The 22,779-nt window shown below is 66.0% G+C and carries 16 protein-coding genes and 2 other RNA genes; 6 read left to right on the top strand and 12 right to left on the bottom strand.

The genetic code is table 11. From position 1 onward, the window contains the following. Positions 1-22 precede the first annotated feature (22 nt). Positions 23-949, bottom strand: a complete 927-nt coding sequence (grxD, locus tag Y887_RS04790) for a Grx4 family monothiol glutaredoxin (protein WP_046963255.1) — start codon at positions 947-949, stop codon at positions 23-25. 45 nt (positions 950-994) lie between these two features. Between grxD and Y887_RS04785 the strand changes: the two genes are divergently transcribed. Continuing rightward, positions 995-1,792, top strand: coding sequence for a polysaccharide deacetylase family protein (locus tag Y887_RS04785; protein WP_181113088.1), 798 nt, complete (start codon positions 995-997; stop codon positions 1,790-1,792). A gap of 482 nt (positions 1,793-2,274) precedes the next feature. Beyond that, a complete protein-coding gene (locus Y887_RS04780; RefSeq protein ID WP_245879415.1) occupies positions 2,275-4,392 on the top strand; it encodes a TonB-dependent siderophore receptor in 2,118 nt (705 codons plus the stop codon). A 4-nt stretch (positions 4,393-4,396) separates the two neighbouring features. On the opposite strand, the gene Y887_RS18635 is transcribed toward Y887_RS04780, so the two are convergent. The 4 genes from Y887_RS18635 to Y887_RS04765 form a co-directional block, all read right to left on the bottom strand. Next, positions 4,397-4,472: non-coding RNA, sX9 sRNA (locus Y887_RS18635), on the bottom strand. 142 nt (positions 4,473-4,614) lie between these two features. Then, positions 4,615-5,286 (bottom strand): methyltransferase, encoded by a 672-nt coding sequence (locus Y887_RS04775; protein WP_046963252.1) that lies wholly within the window; start codon positions 5,284-5,286, stop codon positions 4,615-4,617. A gap of 456 nt (positions 5,287-5,742) precedes the next feature. Next, positions 5,743-6,393: an SGNH/GDSL hydrolase family protein gene (locus Y887_RS04770; protein WP_046963251.1), complete on the bottom strand. Its 651-nt coding sequence runs from the start codon at positions 6,391-6,393 to the stop codon at positions 5,743-5,745. Further along, the gene (locus Y887_RS04765; protein WP_046963250.1) at positions 6,393-7,664 is read right to left on the bottom strand and encodes a pyridoxal phosphate-dependent aminotransferase; all 1,272 of its coding nucleotides are present in this window, start codon (positions 7,662-7,664) and stop codon (positions 6,393-6,395) included. Before Y887_RS04765 ends, Y887_RS04770 begins: the two co-directional genes overlap by 1 nt. Positions 7,665-7,816: 152 nt before the next feature. Between Y887_RS04765 and rsgA the strand changes: the two genes are divergently transcribed. The 3 genes from rsgA to Y887_RS04750 all read left to right on the top strand — a co-directional run bounded on the left by rsgA (position 7,817) and on the right by Y887_RS04750 (position 11,010). After that, entirely contained in the window at positions 7,817-8,908 is a 1,092-nt protein-coding gene (gene rsgA, locus Y887_RS04760; RefSeq protein WP_046963249.1) for a ribosome small subunit-dependent GTPase A, read from the top strand. Beyond that, on the top strand, positions 8,908-10,170 hold the full coding sequence (locus Y887_RS04755; protein ID WP_046963248.1) for a flavohemoglobin expression-modulating QEGLA motif protein: 1,263 nt from the start codon (positions 8,908-8,910) through the stop codon (positions 10,168-10,170). Before rsgA ends, Y887_RS04755 begins: the two co-directional genes overlap by 1 nt. Before the next feature lie 159 nt (positions 10,171-10,329). Next, on the top strand, positions 10,330-11,010 hold the full coding sequence (locus tag Y887_RS04750) for a type 1 glutamine amidotransferase domain-containing protein (protein WP_046963247.1): 681 nt from the start codon (positions 10,330-10,332) through the stop codon (positions 11,008-11,010). Between the two features lie 100 nt (positions 11,011-11,110). Here the strand turns inward: Y887_RS04750 and Y887_RS18630 are convergent. The 3 genes from Y887_RS18630 to Y887_RS04740 form a co-directional block, all read right to left on the bottom strand. Beyond that, positions 11,111-11,186, bottom strand: a non-coding RNA gene (locus Y887_RS18630) — sX9 sRNA. A gap of 287 nt (positions 11,187-11,473) precedes the next feature. Continuing rightward, positions 11,474-13,393, bottom strand: a complete 1,920-nt coding sequence (locus tag Y887_RS04745) for an alpha-amylase family protein (protein WP_046963246.1) — start codon at positions 13,391-13,393, stop codon at positions 11,474-11,476. A gap of 35 nt (positions 13,394-13,428) precedes the next feature. After that, the gene (locus tag Y887_RS04740; RefSeq protein ID WP_046963245.1) at positions 13,429-15,882 is read right to left on the bottom strand and encodes a TonB-dependent receptor domain-containing protein; all 2,454 of its coding nucleotides are present in this window, start codon (positions 15,880-15,882) and stop codon (positions 13,429-13,431) included. Positions 15,883-16,148: 266 nt separating this feature from the next. Here Y887_RS04740 and Y887_RS04735 point away from each other — a divergent pair, with 266 nt between their 5' ends. Beyond that, positions 16,149-17,474: an MFS transporter gene (locus Y887_RS04735; protein ID WP_046963244.1), complete on the top strand. Its 1,326-nt coding sequence runs from the start codon at positions 16,149-16,151 to the stop codon at positions 17,472-17,474. Between the two features lie 171 nt (positions 17,475-17,645). Here Y887_RS04735 and Y887_RS04730 read toward each other — a convergent pair whose 3' ends face one another. The 4 genes from Y887_RS04730 to Y887_RS04715 all read right to left on the bottom strand — a co-directional run bounded on the left by Y887_RS04730 (position 17,646) and on the right by Y887_RS04715 (position 22,650). After that, complete coding sequence (locus tag Y887_RS04730) at positions 17,646-18,677, bottom strand: LacI family DNA-binding transcriptional regulator (protein WP_046963243.1); 1,032 nt, start codon at positions 18,675-18,677, stop codon at positions 17,646-17,648. A 377-nt stretch (positions 18,678-19,054) separates the two neighbouring features. Then, positions 19,055-19,795: an acetoacetyl-CoA reductase gene (gene phbB / locus Y887_RS04725; protein ID WP_046963242.1), complete on the bottom strand. Its 741-nt coding sequence runs from the start codon at positions 19,793-19,795 to the stop codon at positions 19,055-19,057. Between the two features lie 116 nt (positions 19,796-19,911). Continuing rightward, entirely contained in the window at positions 19,912-21,240 is a 1,329-nt protein-coding gene (locus Y887_RS04720; RefSeq protein WP_046963241.1) for a CitMHS family transporter, read from the bottom strand. A 216-nt stretch (positions 21,241-21,456) separates the two neighbouring features. After that, positions 21,457-22,650: an OprO/OprP family phosphate-selective porin gene (locus Y887_RS04715; RefSeq protein ID WP_046963375.1), complete on the bottom strand. Its 1,194-nt coding sequence runs from the start codon at positions 22,648-22,650 to the stop codon at positions 21,457-21,459. Between the last annotated feature and the right edge of the window lie 129 nt (positions 22,651-22,779).

Raw genomic sequence — 22,779 nt, 5'->3', positions numbered from 1 at the left:
TGCGTGGCGTCGGTCGCCGCGCTCAGTATTTCGCCACGCCGTTGTCCACCTCGTCCGACCAGGCGTCGATGCCGCCGGTGACGTTGTAGACGTTGCTGAAGCCCAGCCCGCGGAAATGTTCGGCGGCCTGCAGGCTGCGCCCGCCACGGTGGCACAGGAACGCCAGCGGGGTGTCCTTGGGCAACTGTTCGATGGCGGTGCGCTCGTGCGCATCCAGGGTGCGGAACGGTGCGTTGACCGTGGCCAGCGCACGTTCGTCGGCCGGGCGCACGTCCACCAGGGTCAGCGTGCCGGCCTTGAGGCGGTCGTCGGCGTCGCGCACCGACAGCTCCTGCACCGGCTTGGGCGCGTTGGGGTTGTCGATGGCCAGGCCGCGGCCGCGGATGTCGTCCACCCAGTCGATGGTGATGCCGTCGGCGCGGCGTGCGCTGGCCAGGTCGAACTGCACGCGCAGGCCGTTGGATTCGGCGGCGATGGCGTTCGGGTTGGTCGGCGCCAGCTGGAAGTTCGGCTGAAAATTCGCATCGATGGCCAGCGTCAGCGACGCATCCGGCGCATCGGCCAGCGCGCCCTTGAGCATCTCCACCGCAGCCGGGGTGATGGTGATCCTGGGCGGGCTGCGATCTGGCGCCTGCAGGCCGAGCATGCTGCTCAGCTCGCCGCTGTCGGCCATCTGCAGGATGATGTCGCTGCCGCCGATCAGCTCGCCATCCACGTATAGCTGCGGAATGGTCGGCCAGTCGCCGTAGGCCTTGATGCCCTCGCGGATCTCCTGGTCGGCCAGCACGTTGACGTGGGCATAGTCGATGCCCAGCCCGTCCAGCACGCCGACCGCCTTGGCCGAAAAGCCGCACTGCGGCATGCCGGGCTGGCCTTTCATGAAGAGCACCACGCGGCTGGATTGCAGCAGCGTATCGATACGGGAACGCAGGGCGGGATCGAGGGACATGGCAGCACTTCGGTGAGAGCGTGGAGACCGGGCATTCTACGCCGCATGGCATCATGCGGCATGACCACGCCGGAAACGCTGTATCGCATCCCTTCCCACCCCTACCGCTGGGTGGGCTTGTTCGCCCTCTCGCAGGTCGCGGTGGCGGTGCTGTGGTGGCATCTGGGCTGGGCCTGGGGCCTGCCGGCGCTGCTGGTGTCGCATGCGTTGTTCGTGGTGCCGGTGTTCCTGCCGCGCGCACGTTTGTACGCGCCGGTCCTGGCGCAGCTGCCCGGCGCCGCGCCGCAGGTCTGGCTGACCATCGACGACGGCCCGTCCGACGATACCCCGGCCATTCTCGAACTGCTCGATGCCTACGACGCCAAGGCCACCTTCTTCGTGGTCGGTGCGCGTGCCGAGCAGCGGCCGGAACTGGTGCGCGAGATCGTGCGCCGCGGGCACGGCATCGGCAACCACAGCCATACCCATCCGCAGGCCTGGTTCTGGGCATTGGGGCCGCGCCGCATGGCGCAGGAAATCGGCCTGGCGCAGCGCACCCTGGCCAGCATCACCGGGCAGGCCCCGCGGCTGTATCGCTCGGTGGTCGGCATGACCAACCCCTTCGTCGCCTCGCCACTGCGCGCACACGGGCTGACCCGTGTGGCCTGGAGTGCACGCGGCTTCGACGGCGTGCGCTGCGAGCCGGACGCCACCATCGCGCGCATCGTGCGCGACCTGCACCCCGGCGCCATCGTGCTGCTGCACGAAGGCGCTGCGCACGGCCACAACCTGGCCATCCTGCGCGGCGTCCTGGAGGCGATGCGGGTGCGCGGGCTGGTGGGGATCGTGCCCGGAGCGAAGTAACGCGCGCGGATGTCGCGTTGTCGTAGACCTGCAATCGGGACGCGGGCGGTGCACTGCCCGCGGCATCGATGCACGTGGGCCTTGCGGCAGCCAAACGCGGTCGGCCATGCATGGCGTCCACCAATTCCCATACGCGCCGATCGGCTGTCCGGGGCCGTCATCGATGGCATGGCACGTAGATTCCGCGCCGCAAGCCGACGGGCGTGTTGCCGGGCGCCCGCCCGGTACGTCGTGTACCGGAACAGACGCTTTGCCGTGGATTGCAGCGCATCCAGCGTGCGCCTCTATTGACAGCGCTCCGGCCCGGATCGACCATGCGCGCCCCAGCCAGCTCTTGGGTCGCATCGTGCACGGTGTGGCCGCGCCAGCCTCAGTCGCCGTCATCGACGGCAGCTTCCGATCATGAGGCTGACACCATGTTCCATCGCCCCGCTTCCGTGCGCGCCGCTGCGCGTGTCGATCCGAGTGTCCCGCGTGCCGGGATGACGCGGTCCTTGCTTGCGCTGGCCTGCGCGTGCCCGGCGCTGGCCGCCGCGCAGGCAAACGCCCGCGATCCGGTCGATCTGGATCGCCTGCAGATCACGGCGCATCGCGGCGCCGCCACCGAAGGCAACGATTCCTACACCGCCGATGTCGCGCGCAGTTCGACCAAGCTGGAACTGTCGCTGCGCGACACGCCGCAGTCGGTGGTGGTGGTGACGCGCCAGCAGATCGTCGACCGCAACCTGCAATCGCTGCAGGACGTCACCGATATCGTTGCCGGCTTCAATTCGCCCACCTGGGACACCGAGCGCACCTACATCACCGCGCGCGGCTTCGAGGTGGATTACTACCGCATCGATGGCATTCCCACCGACTACAGTGGCGATGTACAGCAGAACATGGCCATCTACGACCGGGTGGAGATCGTCCGCGGCGCCAATGGCCTGACCTCCGGCGCGGGCAGCCCGGCCGCGTCCATCGATCTGCTGCGCAAGCATGCCGACAGCGAGGTGCCCAGCGGTCGCATCGATCTCTCGGCCGGCCGATGGGACCGCTATCGCGGCACCGTCGATGCGCAATCGCCGTTGAACGCGGCCGGCACCGTGCGCGGCCGCGTGGTGACCAGCCATGAGGACAAGCGCTCGTTTCGCGATTACTACAGCAAGCGGTCGTCGCTGTTCTACGGCATCGTCGATGCAGATCTCAGCGATGCCACCAGCGGCTACATCGGCATCAACAAACAGCGCAACGATGGTCGCGGCACCACCTGGGGCGGAGTGCCGGCGTATTTTAGCGATGGCAGCCGCACCAACTTTGCGCGTTCGGATTCCTTTACGCCGCGCTGGGCGCGTGGCGTGGCCGATACCACCAACGCATTCGCCGGCCTGACCCATCGCTTCGACAACGGTGCGCAGCTGCAGGTGGAGTATTCGCATCAACGGTTCGAAACCGACTGGAAGTCGGTGCTGTTCGGCTATCTCGATTACCCGGACAGGGACACCGGCCTGGGCCTTGCCAGCACTTTTGGTGGGCGCTATCCCACGCTCAGCGCACAGAACAGTCTGGACGCCTACCTCAGCCTGCCGCTGACGCTGTGGGGCCGCGAGCACGCGATCGTGGCCGGCGCCACCTGGATGAATCGCAACGTGCGCAGCTGGTCCAACGCACCGCTGCAACCGTTGACGGCGGAAAGCGTCTACGCCTGGACCGGCACGATGGCGCAGCCGCAATGGACCGCGCTGACCAGGGGCGAAGACCGCGATGTGCGCCAGGTTGCCGCCTATGCGGCCGGGCGCTTCCAGCTGAGCGACACCTTGAAGGCGATCGTCGGTGCACGCATCACCGACTGGAAGAATACCGACCAGCTTGTGCCTGCAAATTCGTACGAGCGCCGCGGCCGCACGACGCCGTATGCAGGCCTGATTTTCGATGTGGACGACCGCCATTCGCTGTATGCCAGCTACACCGGCATCTTCAAACCGCAGAACAACCGCGACCGCGATGGGCGCTATCTCGCCCCGCTGGAAGGCAATGGCTACGAAGTGGGCGCCAAGGGCGAGTATCTCGGCGGCCAGCTCAATGCCGCGTTGGCGCTCTTCCGCATCGAGCAGGACAACCTGGCGGTCAACGACCCGGGGCAACTGGTGCCCGGTACCACCACCCAGGCCTATCTCGCCGCCAAGGGCACCGTCAGCCAGGGGGTGGAGGTCCAGCTCGACGGGCAACTGTCGGAGCAGTGGCGCATCGCGTTCGGGTTCGCCCAGTTCGATGCCAACGACGCCAGCGGTGTGGACGTCAACCCGACCAGCCCGCGCCGCGAAGCCACGTTGTTCACCAGCTGGCAGACCGGACCGTGGCGGCTGGGCGGCGGGCTGAGCTGGCAGTCGGCCATCCACGAGCTGATGGCGGGGCCGCAAGGCACGACGCAGCGGCTGACCCAGGGCAGTGTGGTGCTGGCCAATGCGATGGCGCGCTACGACATCACTCAGGACTGGTCGGCGCAGCTCAATGTGCGCAATCTGTTCGATCGGCGTTACTACGCCAACATCGTCTACCAGAGTCAGTTGATCTACGGCGACCCGCGCGATGTGGAGCTGACGCTGTCATGGAAGTTTTAAGAGCGGCTCACAAAACGTCGCGAGCGCTCCTCAGGTGGGTAAGGACGGCGCGGAGGAGCCGGACTGTACGCGCGGTACATGCCGCATCGTGCACCGGCCGCGCAGTAGGCGTGTCAGCTGCCCTGGGGCAGTGGTGCGTGCGTCGAGTGCGCACGTCAGCGATGGAGACGGTGCATGCGGACACCGCGTCTGCCTGCACCGTTGTCGCCACTGCGGCAGCGCTCAGCGCGGCTCGGCCACGATCAACCAGTTGTTGAACGGCGTGTTGCCGTACAGCGGTGCGAAGCTTGCACGCAGGCCGGCCGCATCCAGGTGCGCCTGCAGGCTGTCGCGGGTGGGGTAGCTGCGCGGCATGCGCTGCATCCAGCCGCTCAGATGGGCCAGCACGTCGGTGACACGGCTGGTGCGGCCACGGCCGCTGGCATCGCCCAACGCGCTGCGAATCACCAGCTTGGCGCCAGGGGTGAGCATCTGCGCCACGCTGCGCAGCAGGCTGGCCTGCATGTCCGACTGCAGATACTGCAGCACGTCCAGAATGGTGACGCTACCCTGATGCTTCGGCCATGCGACGCTCAGATCGACCACGTCGAACCTGGTGTTGCCCAACCCCGAGCGTTGCGCGATGTGCTGCGCACGGCGGATCTTGGGCGCATCCACATCCACGCCGTGATACGCCAGCGCCTGGCCATCGGCACGCAAGGCATGCGCCAGCAAGCCCAGCCCGCAGCCCAGATCCAGGACCGGCGCAGTGGTGCTGCGCAGCTGCGCCAGCACACCCGGATACAACGGGTCGGTGCGCAGCTTGGCCTGCGTGTAGTAGTAATCGTAGCGGTTGCCGAGCGGATGCTTGGGCAAGAATGCGCGTGCGATCGCCAGCGCTTGTGCGCGGCTCATCGGCTGGGTGGCGGTGCTGTGCAATGTCGTTCCTTGGCAATCAGGCGTGCTGCGCGACTAGCTTAGGGCCACTCGTACCGATTGCGGTAGGCCTGGGTGGCGTTTTCGCGATGCATGACCGCAGGCAGTGGCGCGTGTCGTCGCCATCGCGTGCGCCAGGTCCGAGCCTGCGTTGCGTCCGCGAAAAGCAAGCGCGTGGCGGTGAATCGAGGCACGGCAGCACGGTCGCTGGGCATCAGGATTGCGCTACAGCAACAGATCCGCAGCACGCACGATGCGCGCAACGAGGAACAAGGCAGCACGTCTGCGCTTTGGAACACCTGCCAGACCGTAGCGCGCAGTGGTCAGGTGGGCGTAGAAAGCGAGCTCAGAACCTGTGCGAACGAGTGAGCGACGTCGCATCGAGCAGCGGCCGCGTCCGTCTTTCAGTGGGCCCAATCGTCCTGTTAGCCGCGCTTAGGCAAGCGGATCCACAGGCCCGACCGCGCCCAGCGCATCGCGCGCAGCAGGCAGCGCGACCGCTGCCCAACGCGCGTACATCGCACCGGAGGGGTGCAGGCCATCGTCGACCAGCATGTCGACGGCGTCGCCGCCATCGCGACTGATGGCGGTGATGTCGATAAACCGCACCGCGCGCGCTGCGCAACGTTCCGCGGCCACGCGGTTGAAGGCGTCGATCTGTGCCGCGATCAGCCCGGCATCGCCGCCCTGCGCGCGCGCAAACGGGGTCAGCCCCCAATCGGGGATGGAGAGCACCAGCACGCGCGCGGCATGGCCGCCGGCAAACGCGACCGCGCTCTGCAACAGGGCATCGAACTGGGTGCGGTACTCGTCCAGCGAGCGCCCGCGGTACTGGTTGTTGACGCCGATCAGCAGGCTGACCAGAGCGAACGGCCCCTGCGGTGCGGCCGCCTCGATACCGGCCTGCAGTTCGTCGGTGGTCCAGCCGGTGGTGGCGACGATCTGCGCCGGCGCCACGTTCCACCCGTGGGCAAGCAGGCCATCGACCAACTGCATCGGCCAGCGCTGCCCAGGGGCGACGCCTTCGCCAATGGTGTACGAGTCACCCAGCGCCAGATAGCGCAGTGGCGTGGCAGGCGCCGCCATCAAGCGACGCTGCGCGACTTGAGTGGCACGACCTTGGTCACGGCCTCCGCACGGCGGGCCAGTGCGCGGTCGATGCGCGCGAACACATCGCGCATGACGCTGGCTTCCGGCATCAGGGTCACGCGGAAGTGATGGCGGTACGGCACGTTGAAGCTGGAGCCGGGCACCACCAGCACGCCTTCTTCGTTCATCAGGTCCAGCGCGAACGCGTGATCGTCGAAATTGCGCGCGGCCGCACCGACCACCGCCGGGAAGGCGTACAGCGCCCCGGCCGGCGCCACCAGCTGCAGATGCTCGCTGGCCGCACAGGCCTCGATGACCGCACGGCGGGTTTCGTACAGGCGGCCACCGGGCGCGCACAACGCGGAAATGGTGTCCGGCCCATTGACCGCCGCATCGATGGCGTACTGGCCCGGGACGTTGGCGCACAGGCGCAAGGCGCCGAGCAGGTCCATCGCGTTGCGCAGGTCGTTGATGCGCGACTGCTCGCCCGACAGCAGCGCCCAGCCCACCCGCCAGCCGCAGGCGCGGTGCACCTTGCTCAGCCCGCTGAAGGTGATGCACGGGTGCGCACCGGCCAGCGGCGCCACCGGCACGAAAGCCGCGTCGTCGTACAGCACCTGGTCGTAGATTTCGTCGACCATCAGCAGCAGGTTGTGCTTGGTGGCGATCGCCACGATGCGCTCCAGCAACTCGCGCGAATAGCTCGCACCGCTGGGGTTGTTGGGATTGATCAGCACGATGGCGCGGGTGCGTGAGGACACCAGCGTTTCGATCTCCACCGGGTCCGGCTGGAAGCCGTTTTCCGGCGCGCAGCGGTAATACACCGGGCGGCCATCGTTGAGGATGGTGGCCGCCGACCACAGCGGGTAGTCGGGCGAGGGCACCAGCACTTCGTCGCCGGGGTTGAGCAGGGCGCGCAGCGACAGGTCGATCAGCTCGCTGACCCCGTTACCGACGAAGATACGGTCCGGATGCGCATCGGGGTGCTGGCGCCGCGAATACGCCTTGGCGATCGCCTCGCGCGCTTCCGGCAGGCCCTGTTGATGGGTGTAGGGATCGGTGCGGCCCATGTCGTCGGCGATGGCGCGCTGCAGATGCTCCGGCGCGCGGAACCCGAATGCACCCGGGTTGCCGATATTGAGCTTGATCAGTTTGCGGCCCTGCGCCTCCAACTCCCGCGCTCGTCGCGCCAGCTCGCCCCGGATCTCGTAGCGGACTTCGGACAGACGCTCGCGGATGGCGAGCGGCTTTTGCGGGGCAGTGGACATGCGACGGGCCGGTGGCAGGCGTGAGGCTTGGCATGGTAGCGGAAATATGACAGGCGGGCATGCTTGCATCGGCAACGATGTCAAGAGGCGTGTGAGGGCAGGCCGTGAGCCGATTGCACAAGCCACTGCGTCCAGCCAGCTAGAATCGCCCGATGAGCGACATTTCCCCCAATTACCCCACCCTCCAATCCATCGGCTGGCCCTGGCCCGGCCCTGCCGAGGACTCGGCCTGGCAGGCGGTCTTTGCCGCGCATCCGCAGGCGTTGCCGGCACGGGTGGTGGAGCAGCATCGCACCGGCTATGTGGTGGCCGATACGCCGGAGGCCAGTCTCAAGGCCGAGTCGTTGCCGGAGTGGCAGCGGCCGCGGTTCCCGAGCCATGAGCGGGCCGCGGTGGGCGATTGGGTGCTGATGGAGGGCAAGCGCATTGTGGCGCTGCTGCCGCGGCGCACTTCGATCAAGCGCGGGGCCGCTGGCGAGCATTACCACCAGCAGGTGATCGCGGCCAATATCGATACGGTGTTCATCGTGTGCGGGCTGGATGCGGATTTCAATCCGCGCCGCATCGAGCGCTATCTGCTGTTGGTAGGCGGTGGCGGTGCGCAGCCGGTGGTGGTGCTGACCAAGGCCGATCAGACCGAATACGCCGAGGACGCATTGGCGGTGCTCGAGGAATTGGAAGCGCAGAACATCCCGCTGCGTGCGGTCAATGCCAAGGATCCGGACAGCGTGGCGGCGTTGCGGCCGTGGCTGGGCGATGGCCGTACCGCGGTGCTGGTGGGCTCGTCCGGTGCCGGCAAGTCGACGCTGACCAACACCTTGCTCGGCACGCAGAAGATGAAGACCAATGCGGTGCGCGAGAACGATTCGCGCGGCCGGCATACCACCACCCACCGTGCGCTGATTCCGTTGCCGTCCGGTGCCTGCCTGATCGACACGCCCGGCATGCGCGAGCTCAAACCGACTGGCGAAGAGGATCTGGCTGAAGGCGGCTTCTCGGATGTGGAGGCGTTGGCGGCACAGTGCCGCTTCAACGATTGCGCACATATCGCCGAGCCCGGCTGTGCGGTGCAGGCGGCGATCGAGGCCGGCGAGCTGGATCCGGAGCGGGTGGCCAATTACATGAAGCTGCGCGTGGAAGTGACCGCTGCGGCCGAAAAGCTTGCGACCCGCGTCGCCCAGAACGCCCGTGGCAAGGGCTCGGGCAAGCGGCCGGCCAGCGTCGATCGTCCCGGACGGCGCTGATGCCAGCGCGCAAGGGGCCGCCGGACATCGTCCACCACGCGGCGCTGGATGCGCGCCTGGTCAAGGCAGTGCGCGGTGTGCGCCTGCTCGCCCTGGCGAGCTGGCCGCGTGCGTTGCAGGAGCCGTTCCTGCAGGGTGTGGCGCGCGGGCAGCCGGAGCTGCCGCAGGTGGAGTATCCGGTTCTGGATTTCGGCGATACCCGGCGCGAGCTGGCGGCGATCGCCAAGGATGCCGATCCGCATCACCCGGTGGGCGCCTACCTGATCGACTCGACACATAGCTGGGGCCTGGCTGCTGGCCTGCTGGAATCGCTGGGCACCCCGGCAGTGAGCGATTACTCGGCGCAATTGTTCGGCGTGCCCGACGACCCGATGCCGGGCAACGGCCCGAGCACGCGCGAGGCGGCGCGGCATTTCATCCAGATCGCGCAGGAGCTGGACCGCGAACTGCTGGCGCCGGAAGAGCAGGTGCCGGTGTCGGCAACCGCCCTGCGCATGCAGCTGCAGAACGATCTGGATGCCTTCTTCGAAGGGCGCGTCATCACTGTCACGCTGGACCCGGATCTGCTCGCCAAGGCTGCGGCAGGCGCGCACCGCATCCGCCTGCGCAGCGGCGCCACCTTCAGCGATTACGACCGCGCGCAGCTGTTCCATCACGAAGCCCTGGTGCATTCGCTCACCGCGCTCAACGGGCGCGCGCAGCTGCATCTGCCCAGCCTGGGTATTTCCTCGCCGCGCACCACGGCGACGCAGGAAGGGCTGGCCACGTTCGCCGAGCAGATCACCGGCAGCATCGATATCGAACGCATGAAGCGCATCAGCCTGCGCATCGAGGCGATTGCGATGGCGCGCGCGGGAGCGGACTTCATCGAGGTGTTCCGCTATTTCACCGACAGTGGCCAGAGCGCCAGCGAAAGTTTTTCGTCGGCGCAACGCGTGTTCCGCGGCGTGCCCACTGCAGGCGGCGGTGCGTTTACCAAGGACACCGTGTACCTGCGCGGCCTGGTCGCCGTGCATACCTTTTTCCGGCATGCCTTGCAGCGCGACCAACTGCAGCTGTGCCGTTATCTGTTCGCCGGCAAGATGGCGTTGGGCGATGTGGCGCGTTTTGCGCCCTTGTTCGACAGTGGGGTGTTGGTTGCGCCGCGCTGGCTGCCGCCGTGGGTGAGCCGGGTCAGCGGGCTGGCCGGCATGCTGGCGTTTTCGTTGTTCGCCAATCGCATCCGCATGGATCAATTGCAGCCACCGGCAATGAATGTCTGAGATGACACACTGCGTTCGATGAGTGCATGTACGCGATCACAGGGTGATCGCGTCGGTGAACCTGCGCAGGCACGCCCGTGCGGTCTACACGAGGCTGCAACGAGCCGGACTGCACACTGCATGCCTCGCCCGATCCGGGCCATAACACGAGGCAATGCGATGAAAATCTTGATGGTGCTCACGTCTCACGACCAGCTGGGCGATACCGGCAAGAAGACCGGCTTCTGGCTGGAAGAATTCGCCGCGCCGTACTACGTCTTCAAGGACGCCGGCGCCGACATCACCGTGGTCTCGCCCAAGGGCGGCCAGCCGCCGCTGGACCCGAAGAGCGACGAGCCCGATGCGCAGACCGAAGCCACCAAGCGCTTCAAGCAGGATGCCGATGCGCAGAAGGTGCTGGCCACCACGCATCGCCTTGCCGACGTCAAAGCAGAGGATTTCGATGCGCTGTTCTACCCGGGCGGTCATGGCCCGCTGTGGGACCTGGCCGAAGACAAGCAGTCGATCGCGCTGATCGAAGCCTTTGCCGCAGCCGACAAGCCGCACGGCCTGGTCTGCCACGCGCCCGGCGCACTGCGTCACGTCAAGGGCAGCGATGGCAAGCCGCTGGTCAACGGCCGGCGCGTGACCGGCTTCACCAATGGCGAAGAAGAGGCGGTCGGTCTGACCAAGATCGTGCCGTTCCTGGTCGAAGACGTGCTCACCGAACTCGGTGGGAAGTACGAGAAGAAGGCCGACTGGGCGGTGCATGTGATTGCCGACGGCACCCTGGTGACCGGCCAGAACCCGGCTTCGTCGGAAAAGACAGCTGAGACCTTGCTCGAACTCGCGAAGCGCTGATCCCGGTTGTCGTCCGATTTTTCTGCTGAAGTCTTGCGACAGCGACACCAGCAGAAACATGGGAAGCAGCGACGATCCATCGATCGTTGCTGCTTAGAGCGGCTTATAAAACGTAGCGAGCAGTCGTCAGGTGGGCGTCGGCGACGCGGAGGAACCGCAGTGTACGCGTGGGACATGCCGCGCCGAGCACCGGCCGCGCCCGCCTGGCGCTGAGCGCAGTCGTCTTGTTAGTTGCTCTTAGGTTTTCGCTTTGCATCTCAATAACCGTAAGGTGCCTGCCGCTCATCGCGTACCGAAAGCGGTGACGCCAGGTCGATGAGAAGGCCCAGTCATTCGGGCGAAGCGATAAAAATCCAGGTGCAAGAGGTGCAAGCCCCTCTCCCGTCGGGAGAGGGGCTGGGATGAGGGTGCGGCTTACCCAAAACGCTGCAGATCACCGCTCGGCGCATCACGCCGGGCATGCTCAAACATCACGCTTCAACCAACGAACGCCGTAAGCCGGGAGCACAAGCACCGCGCTATCGCTCGGCGCTGCGGCATCCACATCATCGTCAGTCGGCAACACCGTCCATCCATCACCACCAATCGCTGCGAGCGTCAACTCACGTGGCTGCTCGCCGAAGTTATGCACGGCCAGGAAGCTGTCGCCACGCGTCAACGCAAAGAGCTGCGGGTCGCCCAGCGTAATGCTGCCAAGCGCCTGATCAGCGGCCAGGGCGGGAAGTGCAGCACGCTGCTGGATCAATGCGCGTAGTCGGCGATACACCTTCCCGGCCAGGCAATTTGCATCGTTGCGCTGCGTCGCGATCTGCCAGTCCATCGTCGGGCGATGCAGCCAGCGGCCTTCATGCTGACGGTGCGCATCCATCCGGTAACCGATGTCGTTGGGCAGTGCGAGTTCGTCGCCCATGTAGATCAGCGGTACGCCCGGCATCGCCAGCGCGATGGCATAGAGCAGCACCAAGCGATCCACTGCAATGCGCAACGCCGCTGCATCGCCGGTCTCCTGCGCGGCCTGGATACCTGCGAGTGCGGCGGCCATGCCGTTGGTGCCGTGCACGCCGTCGCCGCTGCTCTGGAAACTCTCGCCGCGCGCGTAACTGCCCGGCACCTCATTGGCATAAAAGCGCGCAACATCGCGCAGTGCGAATGGCGGCTGCGCGGCATTGCCTGCCGCTTCGTGCTGCAACACGTTCCAGCCGATGTCGTCGTGGCAGCGCACATAGCTCAGCCATGCGCAGTTGGCCGGCAATGGCGGGCTGTGTGCAATCACCTGATGCAGAATATCGCCGCGTTGCAGCGCCAAGGCCGACCAGCCAGCCGCCATCAGCGTGCTGTGGTAAGCCAGATGGCATTCGTGGCTCTGGTCTGCGCCGCTGCCGAAGTAGGGAGGCAGTTCGGCCATCGGCACGATGGCCTCGGCCTTCATCACCACCGACGGCGCGACGATGTCGGTGACCGCACGCAGCGCCACCAGCAAGGTATGCGCCTCGGGCTGGTTCATGCAGTCGGTGCCGGTGCGTTTCCACAGATAGGCGGTGGAATCCAGGCGGAACGCTTCCACTCCCAGGTTGGCCAGCTGCAGCATCGCCAACGCCATCTCGCCGAACACGGCCGGGTTGCTCCAGTTCAAATCCCACTGGTAGGGATAGAACGTGGTCCACATCCACTGCGCGGTGTCCTCCACCCAGGTGAAATTGCCCGGTGCGGTATGCGGAAACACCTGCCCCAGCGTGGCTTCGTACTGGTCGGGCAGGCTGCGGTCGGCGAAGTGGTGGTAGTAGTCCAGATAGCGTGCATCGCCGGCGCGTGCGGCCATTGCCCAGGCGTGATCGTCGGCGGTGTGGTTGAGCACGAAGTCCGCGCACAGGCTGATACCGGATGCGCGCAGTCGCGTGGTCAGGGCGACCAGGTCGTCGTTGCTGCCCAGGCTGGGCTCGACCTGGCCATAGTCGCTGACCGCGAAACCGCCGTCGTTGTCGCCGGCGCGTGCGCGCAGGAAGGGCAGCAGGTGCAGGTAGCGCACGCCCAGCTCCTGCAGGTAGGGCACGCGTTCGGCCACGCCCTGCAAGGTGCCGGCGAAGCGGTCCACGTAGGCGCTGTAGCCCAGCATGTGCTGTGCGCCGAACCAGCCGGGCGTGCGGGTGGCGTCGAGCTGTTGTAATGCCTGGGGGCGTTGTTGCGCGCTGCTGCCGAGTGCGGCCAGCCACTGCGTCAACCACGCCGCGTAGTCGGGACGTTGCCCATACAGCGACTGCAGCGCCTGCAGCAGGCGCGGTGCGTGTTGGTCAAAACGCGTCAGCAACGAGGGGGCGTGCTGTGCATCCAGTGACGCGGCAAAGGCCGCGCGCCAAGCGGTGGAATCGATGAGGGAGGTGCTCATTGGAAGCCGCCGGGCCTGGGCCCGGCGCGGGGTCCTTAGAAGTCGTAACGCAGGCTGATGCTGGTGGTGCGGCCGGCAATCGAGCGCGCGCGGATGATGCCGTTGGCCGGAATCGTGGCTTCTTCGGCTTCGGTCAGACCAAAGGTGTTGAACAGGTTGTTGACGTTGAGCGCAACGGTGAGCGCATCGGTCACGCGGTAGTCGCCGAACAGGTTGACCTGCGTGTAGCCGGGCATCTTCAGCTGGTTGGAATCCTGCGTGTAGGCATCGGTGGTGCCGATCAGGTTCACGCCGAACTGGTAGCCGTCGCCGCGATAGCTCGGGGTCAGCTGCCAGACGACATCGGCCTGACGACGCGGCACATTGCCGGTGTTTTCCGGGGTGATCTGGTCGCGGGAGATCTCCGCATCGGTCCAGGTCAGGCCGCCGTTGACGGTAAAGCCCTCGTAGCGATAGCTGGCTTCCAGCTCCACGCCGTGGGCTTCGTAGCTGCGGTTGAAGAAGCGCTGGCTGGTGACTTCGAAGTTCTGCTCCTGGGTGCGTGCGGAAAACGCGGTGGCGAACAGGCTCAGCCCGTCGCGACGCCACTTCAGGCCGGCTTCGGCCTGGCGCACCACGTTGACGCCCTCGTCGGACGACACCGAGCCATCGTCGCGCACCACGCCGAACAACAGGCGATCTGCATTGGCGCGAGCGCCGCGGCTGATGCGCGCAAAGGCGCCCAGGTCATCGTTGATCAGATAATTGGTCCCCAACGAATACGACAGGTAGTTCCAGTCGTAGTCCACCGGGCGTGCGTTGGCGGTGTCGACCGTGGCCACGCGCTGCTCCACCGGCTGGATCACGCCATCGCCGTTGACGTCCAGGTTCTGCGCGATCGCAGTGCCGCTGTAGCTGCCACGCGCATCGCCCATGTCGTAACGCAGGCTGCCGTCGATGCTGAACTTGCCGCTGTCGAAGGTGAGGGCGACGTACGGCGCGTTGACGTCGTAGCGCACGTCGTAGCTGCGGGTGATGCAGCAATCGCCCCAGAACGGGGTGCCGTACGCATACAGGCCGTTTTGCGAGCGCGACACGCCTGTTGCGTCGACCACGTTGAGCAGGTGCGAGTCGCGGCCCAGGCTCTGCACGTAGGAGTTCCAGGTCCAGTCCATGTCGATGGTCTGGCGCGAGCTGTAATAGCCCATGCGCAGATTCAGCGTGCGGCCGTCGCCATCGAACTCGCGCGAGAGGCTGAGGTCGTTGGTGACGTTGCCCAGATCGTTGATGGCGACATTGAACAGATGCGTGCGGATCGCGGTGCCGGTGTAGGCCTGGCCGGCATTCGGGCCATCGGCCTGCACCAGCTGCGCGCCGGCGCCGCCGATGGACGATGCCAGCGAGGCGGCATCGGTGACTTCGGCCGGGAACGGGCTGACGAAGCGGCCGCTGTTGTCGGCGATGCGGAATTTCTCGCTCAGGTTCCAGCCACTGCCCAGGTCGAACCAGGCTTCGGCGCCGATGGTGCGCGAGATCGGATGCATACCGTCGCCCAGGTCGGTGCGGCGCGGCCGGTTGTTGCCATCCAGGCCGACATCGGTGGGGAAATTGCGGCTGTACAAGGTGTCGTTGCCCGGATCGAAACCGGCAAAGCCGCCCAGGTCCGGGGAGCCGTCGCGGCCACGCACCGAAGTGGGCACCGGCAGATAGCCGGCGGCGCGGTCGTTGAGGTATTTGCCGTACACACGCACGTAGCCGTTCTCGAACAGGCGGGTGAGGTTGGCCTTGAGCTGGCCGCCCTTGTCGGTGGTGTAGCCGGCATCGCGCACGCCGTCGCCCTGGCGGAAGAAGCCGCCGATGTTGAACTGCCAGTGCTCGGCGAATGGCGCGCCGTAATTGAAGTCGATGCGGGTGTTGTCGTAGTCCAGGCCGCGACTGACGCCGACGCTGCCGCCTTCGGTGTCGCCGGTCTTGCTGATGAAGTTGATGATGCCGCCGGGCGCATTGCTGGTGAACGTCGAGGCCGAACCGCCGCGGATGGCTTCGATGCGATCCAGCGTGAAATCCGAGCGCAGGAAGATATCGGCATTGCCGAAGGCGATGTCGCCGAATTCCATCACCGGCAGGCCGTCTTCCTGCAGCTGCAGGAACTTGGCGCCACCGGAGGCCACCGGCAGGCCGCGCACGGCGATGTTGGCGTTGCCTTCGCCGCCGCTGGATTCGGAGCGGATGCCTGGGATGTTGCGGAAGATCTCGGCGGTGCTGCGCGGCGCCGACTGCTCGATCGCCTCGGCGCCCACGGTGCTGACCGACACGCTGGACTTCAACTTGGTGGTGGCGGTGGAGGTGCCGGTGACGAACACCGAATCCAGATTGACCGCGGCGCTGTCGGCGGCCGGCGGAGTGGCAGGTGCGGCGGCGGTGTCCTGAGCCAGCGCGGCGGGCGCGCACAGGCAGGAAACGACCGCACAGGCCAGGGCATGCAGGCGCAGGGTGTGCAAGGTGGACATCGCGATTCTCTCTCTCACAGGTGGTGGTATGCCGACGCCTGCATCGTCCCCTCCCAGGGAATGGCCGTGCGGCCTGCAGCGCGAGCGCAGTAATACGCCCGACTACAATCGATTGCAATCTTGCAACGCAGCATTTCAAGCACCGGATAAAGTGACTGTTTTCTTCGGAGTGACTTGTTGCGGCGCAGCGTTACAATCGATTGCATAACCGGCAGGGTACAGTGCGCTGCGGCCACTGGGAGCCGCACCGATGCCCTGGGCCCCGCATGCCGTCGACCGCTCCTCCGCTCTCTTTCGCGCGCATCCTGGCGCTCAATGCCGGTTTCTTCGGCGTGCAATACAGTTTTGGGTTGCAGCAGAGCAACATGAGCCCGATCTACAACTACCTGGGCGCCGATCACGCCAGCCTGCCGTACCTGTGGCTGGCCGGGCCGATCACCGGGTTGGTGCTGCAGCCCTTCGTCGGCGCGTGGAGCGACCGCTCGGTGACCCGCTGGGGCCGCCGCATGCCGTACATGGTGCTCGGTGCGCTGGTGTGCAGCCTGTGCCTGCTGGCGATGCCGTTCAGTACCGCGTTGTGGATGGCGGTGTGCCTGCTGTGGGTCCTGGATGCGGCCAACAACGTGGCGATGGAGCCCTACCGTGCGCTGGTCAGCGATGTGCTTGCGCCACCGCAGCGGCCACTCGGGTATCTCACCCAAAGCGCGTTCACCGGCCTGGCGCAGACGCTGGCGTACCTGACCCCGCCGCTGCTGGTGTGGTTCGGCATGAATCAGGACGCTGCCAACGCGCACCATATTCCCTACGTCACCATTGCCGCGTTCGTGATCGGCGCGGGCTTTTCGGCCGCGTCCATCCTGCTGACTGCGCGCAGCGTGCGCGAGCCTGTGCTTGCGCCGGCCGAGATCGCGCGCATGCGTCAGAGCGGCGCCGGCCTGGGCGCAACCGTGCGCGAAATCGTCGGCGCCCTGCGCGCGATGCCGCCCACCATGCGTCAGCTGGCGCCGGTGATGTTGTTCCAGTGGTATGGGATTTTCTGCTACTGGCAGTACATCGTACTGTCGTTGTCGACCACCTTGTTCGGCACCACCGACGCCACCTCGCACGGCTTCCGCGAGGCCGGTCTGGTCAATGGGCAGATCGGTGGGTTCTACAACTTCATCGCGTTCGTGGCGGCATTTGCGATGGTGCCGGTGGTCCGCCGCTTCGGCCCCAAGTACACGCATGCGGCCTGTCTGTTGGCGGCCGGTGTCGGTATGTGGGTGCTGCCAGGCATCGAGAACCGCTGGTTGTTGCTGCTGCCGATGATCGGGATTGGACTGGCCTGGGCCAGCATGATGGGCAATCCGTATCTGATGCTTGCCGACAGCATTCCGCCCGAGCGCACCGGCGTGTACATGGGCCTGTTCAATCTGTTTATCGTGCTGCCGATGCTGATCCAGATCGTCACCCTGCCGCTGTATTACGAGCGGCTGCTGCACGGCGACCCGCGCAACGTGATCCGCCTGGCCGGCGCGCTGATGCTGGCCGCCGCAGTGGCGATGCTGTGCGTGCGGGTCCGCAAGTCGAAAGTGATATTGGCAGATTCGTAGGAATACCTTGCTGATATCGCCGGCTGCCGAAGATGCGAGACGTGCATGCCTGCCGGGTTGCCTGGGTTGCCGAGTACGGTGGACCGACTGGCCGTCCCCCCCCTCATCCGCCCTTCGGGCACCTTCTCCCNNCAATCCGCAATCCGCAATCCCGAATCCCGAATCCCCGCCTCAAGCAGACTCGCGCACCACCAGCTTCACGGGCATTTCAACCGATTCCACTGTCTCACCCGCGATCAGCGCCAATAGCCTGTCTACCAGCAGGCGCGCGGCCAGGCCCAGATCCTGCCGCACCGTGGTCAGCGGTGGCTGGCTGTAGGCGGCCAGCGGAATATCGTCGAAGCCCACCAGCGAGATGTCCTGCGGCACGCGATGGCCGGCTTCGACCAGGGCGCGAATGGCGCCCACGGCGATCACGTCGGAGGCCGCAAACAGGCCATCCGGTGGATCGGTCTTCTTGAGCATGGCGCGGGTGAGGCGGTAGGCATCTTCGCTGACGAAATGACTGCGCGCATGCAGGCGGGTGTCGAATTCCAGCCCATGCCGCTCCAGGGCGTGACGGTAGCCGGCAAACCGCGGCGCCACTTCCGGCAGCTGGTCGTCGCCCAGAAACGCAATGCGCTGGCGGCCGCTGGCGATCAGGTGTTCGGTGGCGAGCGCGCCGCCCTGGAAGTTGTCGCTGCCCACGCTGATGTAGGCCTGGCCATCGATGCGGCTACCCCACACGGCCATCGGCAGGCCGTCGCGTGCGGCTTCGTCCAGTGCGGCATGTTCGGAGCTTTGCCCGAGCACGATCACGCCGTCGGAGCGGCTGCCGCGTGCGAGCTGCTCCACCCAGCCGTCCTGATGCCGGTCCAGCTTGGACAGCAGCATGCTGTAGCCGCGCCCGGTGAGCTCTTCGGCCAGCAGCGCCAGCATGGTCATCAGGAACGGATCGGACAGCGGTTGGTCCAGCGCGTGCATCATCGGCACCGCAACGCTCACGGTGTTGGAGCGCCTGGCGCGCAGGCTGCGTGCGACCGGGTCCACCTGATACCCGGCATCGGCGGCGATCTGCTTGATGTAGGCGCGGGTGCGCTCTGCCACCACCGGGCTGCCAGCCAAGGCGCGCGACACGGTGGACTCGGACACGCCCGCCATGCGGGCAATGTCGGCCATCTGCGGGCGTGCATTGGGCGTGGTGCGTTCTGAAGGTTTGGCCATGGCAGCGCACTGCGGAAAAGCCAGAGTGTAATCAGTTCGTACTAGAGGCGGGTTGTTCGCGTAGTGGCGGTCGCTTGTGCGCACAGGCGCTGCGCCATTGCGCACACGCGTCCTAGCGCTGCGATCGCGATTGCGTCATGCGCACCAGTCGGGCGCGGCTGACGGGTGGTGGGTCGCCGGGCAGCGGGACATCGGCAGCCAGGAGTGGCGAACACGAACTCGGCAGCGGCTGGCAGATCGGAGGCAGCGTGCAGGACCGGAGCGCGGTACCTGCCGATCGCGGGCACGGCGCTGCAGGCGCTGGATGAATCGTTCTGCGCGATCGCAGCGGGCGTGCCGATGCGTGCACGCCAGCCGTTTGCAGCCAACCGCCGCTGTCAGCCCATGTACAGACCACCGTTGACCGCGTAGTCGGCGCCCGTCACATAGGCCGCATCATCGGAGGCCAGCCATGCGCACAGGCCGGCGACTTCGACCGGCTTGCCCAGGCGGCGCACCGGCACCGAGGTGGCCAGGCGGTCGAGCACATCCGGTGGAAAACTGCTGATCGACGCGCTGGCGATATAGCCGGGCGAAATGGTGTTGACGGTGACGCCGCGCGAGGCGACTTCCTGTGCCAGCGCACGGCTGAAGCCATGCATCGCAGCCTTGGCGGTGGCGAAGTTGATCTGCCCGATCTGGCCCTTGTGCGCGCTGACCGAGCCGATATTGACGATGCGTCCCCACCCGCGCGACGTCATGCCGTCGACCACCTGCTTGGTGATGTTGAACAGCGAATGCAGGTTGCTGGCGATCACCGCATTCCAGTCGTCGCGCGTCATCTGCCGGAACAAGGTGTCGCGGCTACCGCCGGCGTTGTTGACCAGCACATCGATCTCGCCGACTTCGGCCTTGACCTTGGCGAAGGCGGCTACCGTGGAATCCCAGTCGGCGGCATTGCCTTCGGAGGCGACGAAGTCGAAGCCCTGCTCGCGCTGTTCGCGTAACCACGACGCCTTGCGCGGCGAATTGGGTCCGCAACCGGCAACCACGGTGTGCCCGCTGCGCGCGAGCTTCTGGCAGATCGCAGTGCCGACACTGCCCATGCCGCTGGTGACGTATGCGATGCGGAGAGTCATTGGGTGAACTCCTTCGGAGTTGGGATTCGGGATTGGAGATGAGGGAATTCGCAACAGCGGGCTTTGGCGTTCGCTTTTGCGAATCTCCAATCCCGAATGCCGAATCCCGGCGACGGTCAGCGCGCCAACGGAAACAAGCCAAACACCAATCCACCCGCCAGCATCAGCATCGAGATCAGCACCGCCCACTTCAGGGTGAAGCGTTGATGGTCGGCAAAGTCGACCTTGGCCAGTCCGACCAGCAGATAGGTCGATGGCACCAGGGGGCTGAGCAGATGCACCGGCTGGCCGGCCAGCGAGGCACGGGCCATTTCCACCGGAGTGATGCCGTAATGGCCAGCCGCTTCGGACAGGATCGGCAACACGCCGAAGTAGAACGCGTCGTTGGACATGAAGAAGGTGAACGGCATGCTGACGATTGCGGTGATCACCGCCAGATACGGACCCCAGCTGTCCGGAATGACCGCCAGGAAACTGCGCGACATCGCTTCGACCATGCCGGTATTGGACAGGATGCCGGTGAAGATGCCGGCCGCGAAGATCAGCGACACCACCGACAGCACGTTGCCGGCGTGGTTGACCAGCCGGCGGCGCTGTTCGGCCAGATTGGGATAGTTGATCATCAAGGCCAGCGCGAAGCCGATCATGAACAGCACCGGCATCGGCAGCACGCCGATCACCAGCGCGGCCATCAGCGCCAGGGTCAGGATCAGATTGACCCACAGCAGCTTGGGGCGCTTCATGTCTTCGGTGTCTTCCACGCGCGGCAGCGCGTCGTTGTCCTCGGGAATGCTGGTGTCCAGCCAGTTGCCGTCGGCCGGCAGGCGCACCACGCCCAGGCGGCGGCGCTCGCGCATGCCCAGATACCATGCCAGCGCGATGATGCCGGCAATGGCCAGCAGCATCGCCGGCACCAGCGGTACGAACACATCGGCCGGGTCCACATGCAACGCCGTCGCCGCGCGTGCGGTGGGGCCGCCCCACGGGGTCAGATTCATCACGCCGCTGGCGAGGATGGTCACGCAGGTCAGGTTGAGCGCGTTCATGCCCAAGCGCTGGTACAGCGGCAGCATCGCCGAGACGGTGATCATGTAGGTGGTGGAGCCATCGCCATCGAGCGAGATCAGCATCGCCAGGATCGCGGTACCCATCACGATCTTCAGCGGGTCGCCCTTGACCAGCCGCAGGATGCGCCCGACCAGCGGATCGAACAGCCCGGCATCGATCATCACCCCGAAGTAGAGGATTGCGAACATCAACATCACGCCGGTGGGCGCGATCTTCTTGATGCCCTCGAGCATCATCTCGTTGATGCCGGAGCCGAAGCCGCCCAGCAGCGCGAACACGATCGGCACCGTGATCAGAGCCACCAGCGGCGACAGCCGCTTGCTCATGATCAGGTACATGAAGGTGATCACCATTCCGAAACCGAGCGCGGTCAGCATGCGGGCAAATCCTTTGGGACGTACGGCAGGGAGAGGGTGGAGCGCACCGCTGCGCAGGACACGTTGCGGTGGTGGTGCGTAGCTGCAAGAACGCCGTTCATTGCGTCGCTACCGCAACGGCAAAGGCGACGTCCTTCGTGCGTGCATGGCGACGGCGCTGCAGCGCGGCGACGCATGCCGACAGGGGGTGGAACCGTGGCGCGATGCAGCGGTGCATCAGAAGTCGTACTGAAACCGGCCGGTCACCGCCAGCGTGTGATCGACCACCGCATTCATCGTGCGGTCGCGGTTGCGGCTGTCGATGACATTGAGCATCACACGCAGATTCGGCTTGAAGTACCAGTTGCCGCCCAACGTCCACGACTGCGTGCTGGCATCGATGAAGTTGGGCTGTCCATCCAGATGTTGGTCGCCACGCATGTGGTCGTAGCGCAGCGCCAGTTCGAACGCGCCGCTGGGCCGATTGGGCGTGGCGATACGGCTGAAACGGCCGGTCTTGCGATCGTAGCCGCGCGATTCGCCGGTGACGAACCAGCTGACCAGACCGTAGCTTGCCAGGACCTTGGCATGCTGGCTGCCATCGTCGAGCAGACCGCCGCTGAATTCGCTCTGCCACGACCACGGGCCCAGCACTTCGGCATATTCCAGCGACCACTTGTCGAAGTCGGTATCGCGGCCATCGGCAAATCGCGCCAAGGTGATGCGGCTATTGTTGGCCAGATCGTTCTCCGGGCGTGGCCGGATCAACAGCGATGCCGCACCGTCGCTGCCCGGATGCGAGTAGCGCTCGTGCGCCAGCGACACGCCCAGGTGGCGCAGCCGTGCCTCGCCCATCTCCGGTGCGAAGGTCAGCCGCGTGCCCAGCGCGCCGCCCTTGGTCGAGGAATTGTCGATACTTTCCAGGCTGTAGAGCGCCGTGGACCAGGTGGCATCGGGGCGATTGGCTTGCCAGGAAATGGCCTTGCGATAGATCGGCGCCAGCGTGGTGGAGGCATAGCCGCGTTCCAGGAACGGGCCATAGTTGGAGCCGGTGCGGTCGTCCAGGGAGAAGTACTGCTTGAACTGGCCCACGGTCAGCGTACCGGCAGAAAACTTCTTGGCGATGTACACATCGCGCGCCAGGATGCCGCGGCTACCGGATTCGTATTGCAAGCCTGCAAATTCCGCCTCGGCCTTGTAGTTGAAGCCATAGAACTTGCCTGCCACATCCAGCCACACACGACGGAACTGGGTGTCGTTGCGCTCGGGCGTGCCGCGTTCGTCGTTGTCGAACACGGTGAAATCCCAGTGCACGCGCCCGCCCACCTCGGCAGTGACCGGGCCGGCGTCATCGGCCGCCTGTGCAGCCGGTGCCAGGCAGATCGCAGCGCAGGCGGTGAAGGCGCGCAGACGCAAGGTGTCGTTGCTCACAGACCCTCCCAGGTACATGTGTGAATCACGTTCAGCGATGCACCACGACGACCGCCGTGGCGCGTTGGCTGCAGCCTAGTCCCGCGAAGCTGTCATGGACCTGTCGTTTGGGGCGGGGATTGGGGAGTC

The sequence above is a fragment of the Xanthomonas pisi DSM 18956 genome, assembly GCF_001010415.1.
Classification (GTDB): domain Bacteria; phylum Pseudomonadota; class Gammaproteobacteria; order Xanthomonadales; family Xanthomonadaceae; genus Xanthomonas; species Xanthomonas pisi.
The sequence above is the reverse complement of the archived record's forward strand: the minus strand, read 5'-3'. Positions and strand labels throughout refer to the sequence as shown.